The organism is Enterococcus sp. AZ095b, assembly GCF_051714725.1.
Lineage (GTDB): Bacteria > Bacillota > Bacilli > Lactobacillales > Enterococcaceae > Enterococcus_B > Enterococcus_B pernyi.
The window spans coordinates 2403574-2419227 of sequence record NZ_JBIOSL010000001.1 but is presented as its reverse complement, the minus strand read 5'-3'; the positions used below and the strand labels follow the sequence as shown (position 1 = coordinate 2419227).

Below are 15654 nucleotides of genomic sequence, written 5' to 3'. Positions count from 1 at the left end.
CACAATTTTCTTCATTTTATCGACATATTAAACGTATTTAAATACGCAAAAATTTTGAGAGGAGAATCAAAATGAAGTATGTTGTAAAATCTGGAGATTCGTTAAGTAGGATTGGTGAAAAATTTGGGGTATCAGTTAGTCAATTACAACAATGGAATGGAATCAAAAATCCTGACTTTATTTTAGTTGGGCAAGAGCTGATGATCATGAAAGAGTCGAATGATACACTTACGCGAAAGATTACTAGGAGCCAACTTGAAGCAATTGGATGGAGTAATTTTTCAGAGCAGATAATCAACGATTTAAATCAGTGCATCAACGTGTATCGTATCACTGAACTTAATCCTTTACAGCATTTTATTAGCCAGTGTAGTCACGAGTCAGGTTGTGGGAAATGGCGCATAGAACTTGCTTCTGGAGAAGCTTATGAAGGGCGTAGTGACCTTGGAAATGTTTTTAGTGGGGATGGTAGAAAATTCAAAGGGGCAGGATTTATTCAACTAACTGGTCGTTATAATTATACACAGTTTTCTTTATCAATCGCAGATCCAGAAGTTGTCAATCAAGGAGTAACTTATGTGGCTGAAAGATATCCTTGGTCAAGTGCTGGCTATTGGTGGGAGGTCAATGGGATGAATGATTTCTGTTTATTATCACCTACTGTTGAACAAGTGACATTTAAAGTAAATGGTGGATACAATGGATTAGCTTCACGTAAATTCTATTACGAAAAATGTTGCGAAGTTATCAGTTAAGAGGGAGATAATGTTTAGTAAAATGGAGATTTTTATACATTTATTTGAAACTGAAAAAGAATTGATTCATATCTTCTTTTTGTTGATTTTATTAGATTTATTCACTGGTTGGCTAAAAGCGAAAGTACAAAGAACTTGGTATTCTAATTTGAGCTGGCAAGGTCTGTGGAAGAAGCTTAGTCATTTTATTTTATTGATTTTGACAGGCGTCGTGGACATCGTTCTATCAAAAAATAATGTTCAACTTGAATTCACACTAGTGCAAGTATTTACAACATTCTTAGTACTGACGGAAATCGGAAGTATTTTAGAGAATATGGCAGAAACAAATCTAACAAAATATTTTCGTCAGATCATCGAATCGATTGAACAGAAATTAAAAAAAGGCAGCTAATATCCAAAAAATAGAAAAATAAAGAGTAGATTCTATGTCACAGATTTATTCAACTTATCGACATATCCTTTCAAAAGAATGAATGGAGTGGCTAATGATGAGTTTTTGGATAAGCATAACAGAAAGAGTGGATTTGTATGTAATAGAACAAAATGGAGAGTTACTGGAAGCAATACTCAGAGATTTTTTTCCATATTTAAAAAAAAGTGCTAAAAATGCCCAAATTTCAGCAGAGAAATTGGGCGTATACATACCTTTTGAAGATTTTTATAGTACTTATCTGTTAGCTACATGGAAAGCGATTGAAGATTATCGACTGGAAAGAAAGAAGAAAGAGTTGAAGTTTAAAAATTTGTTTCTCTATCGCTTAGCAATTGCTGAGAAAGATGTATGGCGTCTTTACAAAAAAAGTTCAAACAATAAGAATGACAAAAATGGGATTACTTATGATGCTGGGCGTTGGCAATCTTTAGATCCTGGATTTATAGAGAGTCAGTCATCGGTGGAAATTGATTCAACTATCGATTTAAAAGAGATGGTTTGTAATTATCAAAAGCAAGAACCACTTGATGGGTTCTTCTTTTCATTGCTAGTTGAAGGGTTTACTTGTTCTGAAGCAGCGAAAATCATGTTTTCAGAAAAGGACTACCATCCGTCAGTGCGTAAAAGAGTGGAGAGAATGAAGAAACGCTTAAAAAAATATTTGCTTCAAGAAAAATATTTCCTGAATACTGTCACAAATTCTAAAAAATCTCAACATATCTAAGTGATTCGAATCAAAATAATGTTGAGGAGTGAAAAGAATGGATAAGAAAGCAAAACAAACACGTGATCCTTGGGTGTTAGAGGTACAGCAATGGTTGAATGAGACATATGGAAATGTAGCAGGCTTTGGTTCAGTACCGGAAGATGGTTATACTGGATGGAATACGATTTATGGATTGATTCGAGCGGTACAACATGAACTAGGAATTACGACATTAGTTGATAACTTCGGTGCTACCACTTCTGCTTTATGGGATAAAGAAGTCACCCCCAATCTAATCAACACATATGAAAGTAATTTTGTAAAGTTGATTGATGGTGCATTTCGTTGTAAAGGAATGGGAACTGGAAAGTTTAATACCATTTACACAACGGACAATGACAATGCAATAAAGCAGTTAAAAATTGCCGCAGGATTTGAATCAGTCAATAGTACATTAGATTCCACATGGGCCAAAGCCTTGTTTGATATGAGCGCTTTTGTTTTAGTACCAAGTGGAGATGCGACGATTCGCTCGATGCAACAAGGATTGAATCGAGAGTACTGGCAATATACGGGGATTTTGCCTTGTGATGGCGTTTATCAGCGTCAAACCAATACAGCATTGATTTATGGTCTTCAAGCAGAAATTGGTATGGATACAAATACAGCAAATGGTAATTATGGTCCTGGGACTGAAGCGGGTACCCCAGTACTAAATCAAGGAGACATCGGTCCATTTGTTCGAATTTTGCAATACGGTCTTTATGTGAACGGTTATAACAAACAAGGTGATTTTTCAGGAAACTTTACGTCATATATTGCGGAGCAAATTCTTGCTTTCCGACAGTTTATGGTATTGCCACCGTATAATCAAACGTCGGATTTAACCGTGATGAAAGGTTTACTAACATCAAACGGGAACACGAATCGTTCAGCAGAGGCCTTTGACACCTCGACAATTTTGACTAAAGAAACAGCGGAAGGTTTGAAATCACAAGGTTTTTCGATTGTTGGACGCTACTTGACAGGTACGGTTGGAACAGGAGCCGACGAACGTGATAAAAGTTTATCATTCGAAGAGATAGAAGCAATTACACAAGTTGGCTTAGCTATTTTTCCTATCTACCAAGATGGCGGTTGGTATGAATCTTATTTCACGCAAGATCAAGGCCTAAAAGATGGAAAACTGGCGATTGAAGCAGCATATAACTTAGGTTTTCCTTTAGGAACAACCATTTATTTTGCATGTGATGTGGATATTCAAGACGGAAATATCCCCGGAACCGTCTTACCTTATTTTGCGGGAGTATGGTCAATTCTTTCATCAGACCAGACATATAATGTTGGCGTTTATGGTACTAGAAATGTTTGTCAGAAAATCATTGATGCGAGTTATGCAACTCAAGCTTTTGTATCTAATATGTCCTCAGGCTTTAGTGGTAATTTAGGATTTCCTATGCCTAAACAATGGGCATTTGATCAGTTTATTGAACTGACCACAGCGGGAGTAGGTATCGATAAAGTTGCTGTGTCAGGTAGAGATCGAGGTATTTCATCTTTTTCTGTATCGCCAGAAGCAATTGCGAAAAGAGAGTTATTGAAGCTGTATAAAAATTTCGGTGTAGCAGAAACAGCATTTGAATTTGAACAAGAAGTACGTATAGAGCCAGCACCAAATTACGTGGTCTATTTGAAACCTCATATGGAGTGGTCTATTTCAGGAGAAGAATATGGGATTTCTGTATTAGTGAAGGATAAAAAAGTGGATATGTCTCCTTATTACAATGAAATCACTGAGTCGATCGTGGAATACAGTGAGTATCTTAAAGGAGACACAAAAAGTTTTGAAGATGTCATCAACGAACTTGGACCAAAAGTAGATAATGGAGCGATTGCAGTTGGATTAGCAACGAAAGAAGGGTTAATAGGTACACGTATCTTGATGACCTTTGAGAAAGAGTTGAAGCACGGAGACCATGAAATTACATCCAAATTTCAATTAGAGATTGAGATTTACTTACGTCCGCTTGTTGATTCCCCCTTACCAGATCCAGTTTATCAGGACGTCGTAGAACAGTTGGAGAATGGGACGTTTGAGTGGGATACTAAGCTAATTGTTGGGGTATTGGTATCAACCACAGCCGTTGTAATGCTTTATGCGTACGGTTCAGCTATCATAGGTGCTATAGGAGCAATTATTGTTGGTATTACTGGTTCTATTTCAACCGTTGTTGCTGCACTAGCAGTAATTGGTATCACTTTAATGGGGATATATTCTCATTTTATTGGAGCATAACAATCAGGAAACAAGATAAATCAAAGTTGAAAAGCACTTTGGTTTATCTTGTTAAACTGTAGTCATTAAACCAATAAACAGTGACAAGGAACCAAAAATAAATATCAAGTAAACTGAGTAGATCATTTTGCTTTGCCAGGACAGGATTTTTTGTTTCTCTTCTAAATTAGTGAAAAAATAAGTAAAATGATTCTTTTTTTTAGTAATGATTAAATATCCTGCTAAAATTGTTTTTTTTAAATATCGCCATTTTTGTAAAGCTACAAGACAAAAAATTATACCTAGGATAATAAATAGTATGGAGAAAGGTATGTTATTCTCGGTTATAAAAAAAATTGACAAAATACAAGAAATTAATGAGAAAAGTATAAAACGATTACTTTTTCTAAGAATCGGAATATATTCATTTGCTTCAGCTGTACTGAAACTCAGAATATTACGTTTAATTACTGTCTTTTTGAACACTTCTATCTTAGTGTTTATGTAGCTTAAGAATACTAATGTAATTAACATAAGTAATAGAAAAAAATAACTGGTCATAACCAAGAAATTATGCATGCTGTTTCTCCTCTTTTATAAATATGTAAAGCTTCTTGAATAACTTTCTGCATAGTGCCTTACAGGGGAAATTTACTTAATCATTCTTACAAATCAAAAATTTTAGAACAAAGAATACAATTTACAATTATAATTGCTGAAAAAGCTCCTAGGTATGCGAGTACAAGCATGACTCTTTGCCTAGAAAGAATCTTTTGTTGCTCTTCTGGTTCTGTAAAAAAATAGATAGAATATAGTTTTTTCTGTAGGTTACTAGGTAACCTTGAGAGATTGTTCTTTTAAAGTATCGCCATTTGTCTAGAGATAAGTGTAAGCAGAGTACAGCAAATAAGGCGCATCCTAAAGTTAAGTAATATTTGTTATTTATCAAAAATATGCCAGCTATGATACAAGAAGTTAAGCCAGTAAAAACAAATAGATTACTTCTTTTCGTAATCAAATAATACTCTTTTGTGTATTCAATATCTGGTAATAAGTATTTATTCTCGAAGATTTGTTTACGATATTTTTCCATTTAAAAAAAAAAAAAAAGCCAATGAGAATAAAAATATATAGAGAAGAGAGAGAAAAAAGTAAGCAACTATTACTAAAAAATTATCCATGTAATAACTCCATTCTTACGGATTAGTCAAAAATCTAACATAAAAAATGCTATCAGCTATAATTAACAGATAGAAACGTTATCATCTATAAGTATACGCAATGAATGGATAGATAAAACGCAATCAGTTAAAATATTTTTTATAATGAGAGTTATTTTAACTGGCTATCATAAAAGAAAAAGCTACCCTCTAATTTGAAAGGATAGCTTCATTCATTACTTATTTATCTGTTTGTTCCCCAATTTGGTGGGCTTTTTGTTTTTCAGTTTCCCGTACGATATAGACTGGGCGTTTTTTCGTTTCTAGGAAGATTTTCCCGATATATTTCCCAATGATGCCAAGACAAAGGAGTTGGATTCCGCCGATGAATAAAACGATCGAGACGAGTGAAGGCCAACCGGAAGTTGGATCACCAAATAATAACGCACGTAAAATAATAAATAATATGGCGATTCCTGAACCGATACATGATAATGCACCAACAAATGAGGCGATGTTCAATGGCGTGTCAGAAAAATTGACGATCCCATCAATTGAATAGTTGAATAATTTCCAAAATGACCAAGACGTTTCACCGGCAACGCGTTCGCGATTTTCAAATGAGAGATACTCAGTTTTGAATCCTACCCAACTGAATAGTCCTTTTGAAAAGCGATTGTATTCCGCTAATTCTAAGACCGCATCCACCATTTGGCGAGTCATCATGCGATAATCTCTTGCACCGTCAATCATTTCAGTATCACTGATTTTATTGATCAATTGGTAAAATTTCTTCGCAAAGAAACTACGGATAGCTGGTTCACCTTCACGAGTAGAACGGCGTGTACCGATACAATCGATATCGGAGTTGATGACTTTATCGATCATCACTGGTAATAATTCAGGCGGATCTTGTAAATCGACGTCCATGACAGTGACAAGGTCTCCTGTAGAGGCTTGCAGGCCGGCATATAGTGCAGCTTCTTTTCCGAAATTTCGTGAAAAAGCGACAAAACGAACGGATTCATGTACATTCGCTAATTTTTTGATGGCAGCCAATGTGCCATCACTTGACCCATCATCGATAAAAAGATACTCGAACTCGTAATCGCCACGAAATTTTTCGACTTCGTCAAAAAAAAGTGGGACAGTTTTTTCTTCATTAAAACAAGGGATGACAATTGATATTTTCATGTTTTCGTTCCTTTCAAGCATGTTTTTTTCATATAACCTATATAAATAAAAGTATGCTTAAATAACAAAAATAAAATATGTTATAAGCGCCTTATTCAGTGTACCATCTCTATGGCATTAAATAAACTTTTAGGTTGCTTTTTTTTCTTGAATCATAGATGATAAATAAAATAAGTGAGGAGGAAGGCGGACAAAAATGAAAATTGAAACACCAATCGGTCCTTTATGGCTTGATGCCGATCAAAAAGGATTAACAGCTGTCTCTTTTGAACGAATTTCTGAAAATGAAGAAGCAAATGCTCAGATTTTATCCTTGGCAAAACAACAGCTGGAAGAGTATTTTTCAGGTGAAAGACACGTTTTCGATGTACCTTTATCTTTCCAAAGAGGAACAGCCTTTCAACAAAAGGTTTGGCGAGTGCTCACAAGAATCCCTTATGGACAAAGTCGCACATATAAACAAGTGGCACAGGCAATCGGGCAACCAAAGGCAGCTCGTGCGATTGGTCAAGCCAATCGTTTGAATCCTCTACCAATCGTTATTCCTTGTCACCGAGTGATTGGGCAAAATGGACAATTGACTGGGTATATGGGGAAAGCTGAAAATGGGTTAGTGATCAAACGGCAACTATTAGTGCTTGAAAATATTTTAGCTCATTAGGCTGTACTACTAGCTGACAGCACAGATAAATAAGCACCAACACCTCGAAATAGAAAATCTTTCCGAGGTGTTGGTGCTTATTTTTACTTATAGTTTGATCAACCAAATAAAGAATAAAGCCATGATCGTTTGTAAAAGTCCCACAGTCAATCCATACGTCAAGAATCGTTTTCCTTCTTTCATGAACTTTGCAAAATCCAAACGTAAGCCAATCGCGGCTAATGCAGTGACCTCAAACCAACCACTAATAAAACTAGCGCTTTGATCAATCACATGGGGAATGGTAAAGAAGCTGTTGATTAAACACACGATCAAGAAGCCTAAAACGTACCAAGGAAGTGGCATTTTTCGTTTGTGGTTTTTTGGCGTATACGTTGAAGAGACGGCCGGCTGTTTTTTTTTCATAAATTTTTCAAAGAGGAAGACCACGACCACAAGCATCATGATCCGCATGATTTTAAACAGCATTGCAAATTGCACGACTGAAGTATCTAATAGACTTGCTCCAGCAACAACTTGTCCAACGGATTGTAAAGTACCACCTATAAGTGCACTTTTTTCGATCAGTTGATCACCAAAGAGTTGGAGACCTAAAAAGGGAAGTGTCAACATCATCACTGTTCCTAAAAGATTGACCAAGGTAATGACTTGGCCCTTTTCTTCTTCATCTGCATGGATCACTGGAGCAATCGAAGCAATGGCTGAAGAACCGCAAATGGCGTTTCCACCTGCCATCATCAAGGAAAATGTATCGCTGAACAATAGTTTTTTTCCGATGAAATAGGCACCAAGAATCGTGACAGTCATTTGGAGTAACACGAAAGTTACACCTTTGATACCAATCTGTGCAATCGTTTGGATCGTCACAGTTGCACCAAGCAAGAAAACGGAACATTCTAATAGTTTACTTTCGGCAAATTTGGTACCCACCGCAAGTTCAGGTTGCTTAAACAAGGTGTTTCCTAAGACGATACCAAGTAAAATCGCAATCGTTCCTGCACCGAGTTGAGGGACAAAGGGTCCCAGTAGCCGACTAATGACTGCGACAGAAAAGGCGAGTAATAGTCCGGGTAAGATTTTTCGGCCACCAAATTTTTTCAGCGTTTTTATATAAGTGAATAAAGCATTCATTTGATTCTTTCCTTTCATTTAAGAAAAAGTTTTTCTAAAATATAGTATCATTTAATTGTTTCTTCGTGAATACAAAAAAACCTTCTGCCTTTTTACTAAGTGAAAAAGACAGAAGGTGAAGTCTATTCTATCAATCCCTTTGAAAGGTGATGTTTATGTTGACTGTGTTCTTTAATCAAGTAGATGGCATAGTGTCCTAAGACGTAAGCGATCATGCCACAGGCAATCAAACACTCGATGACTTTCAATCCATCTAAGATCCCTGTAGCAAACCCTAATTGATGGAAATAAGCAGTGGCAGTAGAGATTGCTGTAGCAGAGATTACCAATGGGAAAGTAAAGGCTGCAAAGCTTGGATAAAAATCAAGCAATAACAGACGTGGTAACATGGCTAAAACTATAAAGTAAAGTACTTGCGAAACAAGGAACAACGTCATGACTAAGGCCAAATTTGGGTCTTCAAAGTTTTTTAAGTACCCTGTCAGGCACAAAGAACCAGGTGCTGCAAGAATCGCAATCAATGGCAAGGTTGGTTGCGCCATATTTTTGACAAAGAAAATTCGATGGATGATGATTGGTAGTAGTACGACATAACAAGCTAACGAAAGCCAGAAGAAGATCTTTCCAAGGATCGGAGAAAAGTTTCCAGCAGTTACTGTGATGACACCAAAACCAACATACACGATAAACCAGCTTGGAAAAATTACTTCTATTGACAAGTCTGCTTTAACTACATGATGGTAATTAAAGTACAGAACCAAGATGATTTGGAAGATCACTGCGGCTAACCAAATCAATTTGACGATTGGCGCAATTGATTTGAAAGAAACAAAATACGTACAGATGACCATCAAAGACATCGTAAAGGTCGGCGAGACGGAAGCGACGATTGGATCATATAGATGTTGCTTCGTGTGTTCAAATAAAAGGATCAGTTTGCCGATGATCAACAGCATCAAAAGCATACCGATCGCACCTACAAAATTCCCTACATGTGTCAAATGATAGTCTTTTAAAAGATTCCCTAAAGAAGTCAATCCAAGGATCAACCCACAAATCGGGATCGGAACAATCTTCAAGAAATGCTTCATACATTACTCTCCTTTTTTATTGATAATCAAGGACAGACTCGTTGCAACGATAAGTAGCCAACGATGAAAACTGCTTGTTACGAAGAATAGTAAAGTTTTTCAATGGGAAAAAACAAATCGCATGGATGCTTCTCCTTATCATTGCAGTAAGCTGTCTGGAAGGCTGTGAGGTGTGTGTAACTGAAGGTCCACAACCTGTTCCTTACACTTTTCATTATAGAGTCTTTTTGATATATTTAAATCAAATAGTTATTATAGTTACTATAAAAAAAGATAATGGAAGTGGTTAGATGTTTAAGTTATTAACAACCTTTCGTGTCGTTTATGAAACAAGAAATTTTTCGCGAACCGCTGAATTACTCTATTTGTCTCAACCTGCGGTGTCCAATCAAATCAAACAATTGGAGCGGGATCTTGGGGTGGAACTTTTCCAACGTAATGGACGACAAGAGATGAAACCGACAAAACAAGCGGATTTGCTTTATGAACGAACATTGGTTTTATTGGAAGAATGGGAAACAACGCAACAACAATTAGCGGATGAAAAAAATGAAGAAGAAGTGTGCCGGATCGTCGCTTCCCATACATTTGCGGTGTATTTATTGCCTCAATTGATGAAAGAGTTGATCGTGCGTTTTCCAAAAATCAAGTTTTCGATTGCTTTTGCGAATTCTCATGAGAGTTTGGAGCAAGTGGCAAAACATGAAGCTGATTTTGGTTTTATCGAAAAACCTTTAGAAACAACCGGAGTACAACGCTTTTCTTTACTTGAAGATGCGTTGGTCGTTGCAGGTGATCCTAAGAGTGAGCTATGGCTAGTCAGGGAATCTTCTTCAGGTGTGTTCCATTACACGCAACGTTATTTTGAAGAAAAGAATATCCAAGGGAAGAAAATGCTTGTAAAAAGTAATGAAGTCATTGTGGCGATGTTGAAAGAAGGAATCGGACGATCCATATTATCCAAACGAGCAGTACCAAAAGGGATACACGTTGAACCTTTAGCTGAATCTCGTCAGTTCTATTTGATCCAACGGACCCATTTGACCTCTGAACGGTTATTAGAAGTAGGAAATGAGATCTTGGATTTCTATAAAAAGGAAAAGAAAAAATGAAAAATATCAGACGGAATCAATAGAACTTCTCCCTTGAATAAGCGTTTTTTTCGTTTTTATCTTAAGAAAGGATAAAGAGAAATGAATAAGATTAATTTTTCGCAAATCTCATTTGCTTTGGCTTTCATTTATAGAAGGAGACAGCTATAATATAGGGCAGTATGGTTTTTAGGAAAAGGGATGAAAAATGGAAAAAAAAATAAAAACTTCGAATGATAACCGCATTGATTACGGAGTCATTCTACCAGTATTTTTATTATGTTTGATTGGGATTTTATCCTTATACGTTGCATTGACACATGATCCAAACGGTCCTTCTGTGACAAGAGGTGTCGGGATGCAGATCATTTGGTACCTTGTGGGAGCAGTAGCGATTGCAATCGTCATGCGGATCAATTCAAAATGGATCTGGAAATTGACACCGTATCTCTATGGACTAGGATTGCTTGTCATGGGGTTGCTCTTACGATTTTACGACCAAAATCTGGCGGCAAGTACTGGTTCAAAAAACTGGTTCCGTTTTGGAAGTGTCACATTTCAACCAGCCGAGCTGATGAAGATCGCTTATATTTTGATGCTGGCGTTGATCGTAACGAAGCACAATACGCAAGTCAAAGTTCGCACAATCAAATCTGATTTTTGGCTGATTGCAAAGATGTTGATCATTTCGATTCCTGTGATTGCGTTAGTCATGGCGCAAAAAGACTTTGGGACGATGCTCGTCTTTCTGGCGATCTTTGGTGGCGTCTTTTTGATGTCAGGGATTTCTTGGAAAATCATTGGTCCGATCTTTGCTTTAGCATTTATTGTGGGGGCAGGAACGATTTTCCTTGTGACCACAGAATCAGGAAGAGAATTCCTATATACTGTTGGGTTCAAATCTTACCAATTTGCCCGAATCGATTCTTGGCTCGATCCATTTCATGATACGTCGGGCTTTAGCTTCCAACCCGCCCAAGGGATTTTAGCAATCGGAACAGGTGGGATGTTCGGAAAAGGCTTTAACGTCAGCAACATTTACGTGCCAGTCCGAGAATCGGATATGATATTCACTGTCATTGGCGAGAATTTTGGCTTTATTGGTGGCGCATTTGTCATTTTCTTGTATTTTGTATTGATTTATCGTATGATACGTGTCTGCTTCGATACGAACAATGAGTTTTATGCCTATATCGCAAGTGGATTGATCATGATGCTCTTATTCCATGTCTTTGAAAACATTGGCGCAAATATCGGCTTACTTCCATTAACTGGGATTCCATTGCCGTTTATCAGTCAAGGGGGTTCATCGATCTTAGGGAATATGATTGGGATCGGATTGATCTTATCTATGCGTTATCAAAATGAAGCACCGGTAAAAAATTCTAGGAGGTAACGTAAGTTGTTTACTTTTTATGAGTACCCAAAGTGTTCCACTTGTCGAAAAGCCAAGGCTTGGCTCGACAATCATCAAGTAACGTATCAAGCGGTCGACATGGTCAAAGATACGCCTACGGCAGAAACGATCGAATCATGGTTGAAGCATTCCGATGTGCCGCTTCGACGTGTCTTTAATACAAGCGGGATGAAGTACCGTGAACTTGGTCTAAAAGACCAAATCGATGAATTATCCCTCACAGAAGCAAGTCAGCTGTTATCTACGGACGGCATGTTGATCAAACGTCCATTGATCGTCAAAGACAATCAACTGGTCACAATCGGTTTTAATGAAAAAATATACGAAGGAGCATTCAATTAAAATGGCTGGGAAACACTTAAAGAAGAAAGATAACCTTTGGATTTTATTTAATGGAAAAGAATACTGTGTAGGTTTGACAAAAGAAGCGCAAGAAGATCTAGGTGAGATCACGTTTGCCAACTTACCAAAAATCGGTAAAGCGTATCAAGCAGGCGATGCACTAGTTGAAGTAGAAGCAGAAAAAGCAGTCACTGAATTTGCAAGTCCATTATCTGGAACAGTCTCATCTGTGAATGAAAAAATCAGTGAGAATATCGCTGTTTTGAACGATGAAGATGAAATGACTGCGTGGTTATTGAGTTTTAAAGATGTCGATGCAGCAGAATTCGACGCACTTTAAGAAACACGATGTTCAAATAAATGTTTGACACTGATTCTTGTAACTGCTATAATCATAAACAATCATATTGAAAGCTTTGATAAGAAGAGTACATGTCACAGATGTTTCAAGAGAGCCCGGTTTGCTGTGAAAGGGTAACTGAAATGAGATGGAAGATGGTCTTAGAGCAGAGTGAGTGAGCGCAAGCAAACTGACTACGGGAGTGCCCGTTATAGCACAGCAGTATGCGACTAGCGTCAAGTACTGAACGAGGTTGTTATTGTGAAATAGCAGCGAATCAAGGTGGTCACACGGAAGTCTAAACTTTCGTCCTTTTGCTAAACGCAAAGGACGAAAGTTTTTTTGTTGTCTAAGAGAAAATAAGTAAAGAAAGATGTGAACGATATGTCATTGATCCAATTGACGAATGTCAAGAAAACATTTGGCGGGAAACATGGGACGATCCACGCTATCAACGACGTTTCACTACAAGTGGAACAAGGCGACATTTACGGCATCGTCGGTTATTCCGGTGCTGGTAAGAGTACGTTAGTTCGTTTGTTGAACGGCTTGGAATTACCTACAGATGGTCAAGTAATTGTCAACGACCAAGACATTACTAAATTAAAAAATAAAGAATTACGCGTTTTTCGTAAAAAAATCGGCATGATTTTTCAACATTTCAATCTATTGTGGTCACGTACCGTACTAGAAAATATCCAGTTCCCTTTGGAATTAGCCGGTGTATCGAAACAACAACGGAAAGAAAGAGCAGAAGAATTGCTCCGTTTAGTCGGTTTGGAAGGACGAGGACAAGCTTATCCGTCCCAATTATCCGGTGGACAAAAGCAAAGAGTCGGGATTGCTCGTGCGTTAGCCAATGAGCCAGAAATCCTCCTTTGCGATGAAGCGACAAGTGCATTGGACCCACAAACGACAGAAGAGGTCTTAGATTTATTATTAGCAATCAATAAAAAGTTGAACTTGACGATTGTTTTGATCACTCATGAAATGAACGTTATTCGCAAAATCTGTAACAAAGTGGCAGTGATGGAGCGTGGGCAAGTCGTAGAAGAAGGCGATGCGTTGACCGTTTTCCGTCATCCGCAACAAGAAGTCACGAAACGTTTCGTCCAACAAGACATCGAACCAGAAGCTGAATCCACTGAATTATTGGCAGAGTTGATCAAAGAAAATCCAGACGGTCGCTTAGTGACATTGACCTTCAACGAAACGAACGCCAACGAACCAGTGATTTCTCAAGCCATTCGTCGTTACAATGTGGATATCAACGTCGTATATGGGAAAATCAAGCAAACTAAAGAAGGCTCGTTTGGTTCACTGACTACCTTGATGATCGGAGAGGAAAACGAATTGGACCAAGCAGAAAACTTCATCAAAGAGCAAGGCGTCGGAGTGGAGGTGATCCATCATGGATAAAAGCTTCACAGAAACCTACCTTGATTTCAGCCAAATCAACTTGGAGACGATGCAACAAGCCATCATGGACACGTTATACATGACGTTGATCTCCATGGTCTTAGTAACCATCATCGGTTTGATCCTTGGTTTGATCCTTTACTCGATTGGTCGCAAAAACAAACCGTATGCGCGGATCATTTACGGCATCGTTTCGATCATTAGTAATATTTTCCGATCGACACCATTCATGATCTTGATGGTCTTGATCATTCCTTTTACCAAAGCAATCGTGGGAACGATGTTAGGCGCACAAGCAGCGATTCCAGCTCTCGTGTTGTCCGCTGCTCCTTTTTACGCTCGACTTGTAGAAATCGCGTTTCGCGAAGTCAGCCCTGGGGTCTTAGAAGCCGCAGATGCGATGGGGGCGAGCTATTGGGAAATCATTTGGAAAGTCTTGATACCTGAAAGTGTCCCGGCTTTGATCTCAGGTTTGACTGTAACAACGATCTCGATGATCGGTTTTACTGCCATGGCAGGTGCAATCGGTGCCGGCGGTCTAGGTGGCTTGGCTTGGCAAGAAGGCTACCAACGTGGTAATTTAACAGTGACTTTTGTCGCTACCTTGATTATTTTAGTCATTGTATTTATTGTTCAAGGAATCGGGGATTTCTTAACGAAGAAAACAGATAAAAGATAGTAGGAAATAGGAGGATATAGGATATGAAAAAGAAAATTTTTGGATTTGCAGCAACGCTTTTACTGACAGTTGGATTAGCCGCATGTGGAAACGGTGGAAGCAGTAGTGACTCATCAAACGCATCAGACGACGATACAACCTTGAAAATCGGCGCATCACCAACACCACATGCGGAAATCTTAGAACATGTGAAACCTCTTTTGAAAGACGAAGGCATTGATTTGGAAATCGTCAAATTTGACGATTATGTCTTGCCAAACCAAGCATTATCAGAAGGCGACATCGATGCGAACTATTTCCAACACATCCCTTACTTGAACAAAGAAATCGACGAAAAAGGCTATGATTTTGTCAATGCGGGTGCTGTCCACATCGAACCAATGGGCTTGTATTCAAAAAAAATCAAAGACATTTCTGAATTAGAAGATGGCGCAACGATCATTACTTCAAATTCAGAATCTGACTGGGGACGGATCATCACGATCTTGAAAGACGCTGGTTTAGTGACAGTCAAAGACGGCGTTGATTTAGAAACAGCCACATTTGATGATATCGATGAAAATCCTAAAAACTTGAAATTCAATCATACGATCGATCCAGCATTATTGGCTTCTACCTACCAAAATGATGAAGGTGATCTAGTAGCTATCAACGCGAACTTTGCTTACGGCGCTGGATTGAATCCATTAGAAGATGCGGTATTACTAGAAAAAGATAACTCACCATATGTCAACATCATTGCGACACGTAAAGGTGACGAAGACAGCGACAAGATCAAAAAATTGATTGAAGTCTTGCATCAAGAAGATGTTCGTCAATGGATCGAAGAACAATGGGAAGGCTCCGTAAAATCTGTCGATGCGGATGCAAAATAAAACCTGTAAAGTCTGGGAATGATTCCTAGACTTTTTTTGAGAAAAAACGAACAAAACTATTTTATTCAGTTTATAAAGATTA

15 protein-coding genes and 1 other annotated feature are annotated in these 15654 nt (G+C 37.9%); of the genes, 12 read left to right on the top strand and 3 right to left on the bottom strand.

Annotation, left to right across the window (positions count from 1 at the left end):
* The first annotated feature begins 71 nt into the window (after positions 1-71).
* From IGJ99_RS11650 to IGJ99_RS11635, 4 genes are all read left to right on the top strand, one after another.
* Positions 72-755 (top strand): LysM peptidoglycan-binding domain-containing protein, encoded by a 684-nt coding sequence (locus IGJ99_RS11650; protein ID WP_153830129.1) that lies wholly within the window; start codon positions 72-74, stop codon positions 753-755.
* 10 nt (positions 756-765) lie between these two features.
* Positions 766-1149 (top strand): phage holin family protein, encoded by a 384-nt coding sequence (locus tag IGJ99_RS11645; RefSeq protein WP_153830130.1) that lies wholly within the window; start codon positions 766-768, stop codon positions 1147-1149.
* Positions 1150-1246: 97 nt separating this feature from the next.
* Entirely contained in the window at positions 1247-1915 is a 669-nt protein-coding gene (gene bacL2, locus IGJ99_RS11640) for a BacL2 family protein (RefSeq protein ID WP_023520258.1), read from the top strand.
* Between the two features lie 37 nt (positions 1916-1952).
* Positions 1953-4193 (top strand): glycoside hydrolase domain-containing protein, encoded by a 2241-nt coding sequence (locus IGJ99_RS11635; RefSeq protein WP_438770845.1) that lies wholly within the window; start codon positions 1953-1955, stop codon positions 4191-4193.
* 1379 nt (positions 4194-5572) lie between these two features.
* Here the strand turns inward: IGJ99_RS11635 and IGJ99_RS11630 are convergent.
* A complete protein-coding gene (locus tag IGJ99_RS11630; protein WP_137072797.1) occupies positions 5573-6526 on the bottom strand; it encodes a glycosyltransferase family 2 protein in 954 nt (317 codons plus the stop codon).
* 196 nt (positions 6527-6722) lie between these two features.
* On the opposite strand from IGJ99_RS11630, the gene IGJ99_RS11625 reads away from it, so the two are divergent.
* Positions 6723-7187 (top strand): methylated-DNA--[protein]-cysteine S-methyltransferase, encoded by a 465-nt coding sequence (locus IGJ99_RS11625; RefSeq protein ID WP_010734626.1) that lies wholly within the window; start codon positions 6723-6725, stop codon positions 7185-7187.
* Positions 7188-7274: 87 nt separating this feature from the next.
* Here the strand turns inward: IGJ99_RS11625 and IGJ99_RS11620 are convergent, their stop codons facing one another.
* Positions 7275-8318, bottom strand: a complete 1044-nt coding sequence (locus IGJ99_RS11620) for a YeiH family protein (protein WP_023520254.1) — start codon at positions 8316-8318, stop codon at positions 7275-7277.
* A 122-nt stretch (positions 8319-8440) separates the two neighbouring features.
* The gene (locus IGJ99_RS11615; RefSeq protein WP_438770844.1) at positions 8441-9409 is read right to left on the bottom strand and encodes a TDT family transporter; all 969 of its coding nucleotides are present in this window, start codon (positions 9407-9409) and stop codon (positions 8441-8443) included.
* A 290-nt stretch (positions 9410-9699) separates the two neighbouring features.
* On the opposite strand from IGJ99_RS11615, the gene IGJ99_RS11610 reads away from it, so the two are divergent.
* The 7 genes from IGJ99_RS11610 to IGJ99_RS11580 all read left to right on the top strand — a co-directional run bounded on the left by IGJ99_RS11610 (position 9700) and on the right by IGJ99_RS11580 (position 15572).
* The gene (locus IGJ99_RS11610) at positions 9700-10521 is read left to right on the top strand and encodes a LysR family transcriptional regulator (RefSeq protein WP_010734629.1); all 822 of its coding nucleotides are present in this window, start codon (positions 9700-9702) and stop codon (positions 10519-10521) included.
* 187 nt (positions 10522-10708) lie between these two features.
* The gene (locus IGJ99_RS11605) at positions 10709-11896 is read left to right on the top strand and encodes an FtsW/RodA/SpoVE family cell cycle protein (protein WP_010734630.1); all 1188 of its coding nucleotides are present in this window, start codon (positions 10709-10711) and stop codon (positions 11894-11896) included.
* Between the two features lie 6 nt (positions 11897-11902).
* Complete coding sequence (locus IGJ99_RS11600; RefSeq protein ID WP_010734631.1) at positions 11903-12259, top strand: arsenate reductase family protein; 357 nt, start codon at positions 11903-11905, stop codon at positions 12257-12259.
* Position 12260: 1 nt separating this feature from the next.
* Positions 12261-12599: a glycine cleavage system protein H gene (locus tag IGJ99_RS11595; protein WP_010734632.1), complete on the top strand. Its 339-nt coding sequence runs from the start codon at positions 12261-12263 to the stop codon at positions 12597-12599.
* A gap of 67 nt (positions 12600-12666) precedes the next feature.
* Positions 12667-12916 (top strand) — a binding site (T-box leader).
* 67 nt (positions 12917-12983) lie between these two features.
* A complete protein-coding gene (locus tag IGJ99_RS11590; RefSeq protein WP_010734633.1) occupies positions 12984-14018 on the top strand; it encodes a methionine ABC transporter ATP-binding protein in 1035 nt (344 codons plus the stop codon).
* Positions 14011-14697 (top strand): methionine ABC transporter permease, encoded by a 687-nt coding sequence (locus IGJ99_RS11585; protein WP_438770843.1) that lies wholly within the window; start codon positions 14011-14013, stop codon positions 14695-14697. The genes IGJ99_RS11590 and IGJ99_RS11585 overlap by 8 nt, the downstream gene beginning before the upstream one ends.
* Before the next feature lie 23 nt (positions 14698-14720).
* Entirely contained in the window at positions 14721-15572 is an 852-nt protein-coding gene (locus tag IGJ99_RS11580) for a MetQ/NlpA family ABC transporter substrate-binding protein (protein WP_023520252.1), read from the top strand.
* The last annotated feature ends 82 nt before the right edge of the window (positions 15573-15654 follow it).

Excerpts from the sequence above, each read along its gene's own strand:
- IGJ99_RS11650 (WP_153830129.1), top strand. The coding sequence starts at position 72 with ATGAAGTATGTTGTAAAATCTGGAGATTCGTTAAGTAGGATTGGTGAA.
- IGJ99_RS11645 (WP_153830130.1), top strand. The coding sequence starts at position 766 with ATGTTTAGTAAAATGGAGATTTTTATACATTTATTTGAAACTGAAAAA.
- bacL2 (WP_023520258.1), top strand. The coding sequence starts at position 1,247 with ATGAGTTTTTGGATAAGCATAACAGAAAGAGTGGATTTGTATGTAATA.
- IGJ99_RS11635 (WP_438770845.1), top strand. The coding sequence starts at position 1,953 with ATGGATAAGAAAGCAAAACAAACACGTGATCCTTGGGTGTTAGAGGTA.
- IGJ99_RS11630 (WP_137072797.1), bottom strand. The coding sequence starts at position 6,526 with ATGAAAATATCAATTGTCATCCCTTGTTTTAATGAAGAAAAAACTGTC.
- IGJ99_RS11625 (WP_010734626.1), top strand. The coding sequence starts at position 6,723 with ATGAAAATTGAAACACCAATCGGTCCTTTATGGCTTGATGCCGATCAA.
- IGJ99_RS11620 (WP_023520254.1), bottom strand. The coding sequence starts at position 8,318 with ATGAATGCTTTATTCACTTATATAAAAACGCTGAAAAAATTTGGTGGC.
- IGJ99_RS11615 (WP_438770844.1), bottom strand. The coding sequence starts at position 9,409 with ATGAAGCATTTCTTGAAGATTGTTCCGATCCCGATTTGTGGGTTGATC.
- IGJ99_RS11610 (WP_010734629.1), top strand. The coding sequence starts at position 9,700 with ATGTTTAAGTTATTAACAACCTTTCGTGTCGTTTATGAAACAAGAAAT.
- IGJ99_RS11605 (WP_010734630.1), top strand. The coding sequence starts at position 10,709 with ATGGAAAAAAAAATAAAAACTTCGAATGATAACCGCATTGATTACGGA.
- IGJ99_RS11595 (WP_010734632.1), top strand. The coding sequence starts at position 12,261 with ATGGCTGGGAAACACTTAAAGAAGAAAGATAACCTTTGGATTTTATTT.
- IGJ99_RS11590 (WP_010734633.1), top strand. The coding sequence starts at position 12,984 with ATGTCATTGATCCAATTGACGAATGTCAAGAAAACATTTGGCGGGAAA.
- IGJ99_RS11585 (WP_438770843.1), top strand. The coding sequence starts at position 14,011 with ATGGATAAAAGCTTCACAGAAACCTACCTTGATTTCAGCCAAATCAAC.
- IGJ99_RS11580 (WP_023520252.1), top strand. The coding sequence starts at position 14,721 with ATGAAAAAGAAAATTTTTGGATTTGCAGCAACGCTTTTACTGACAGTT.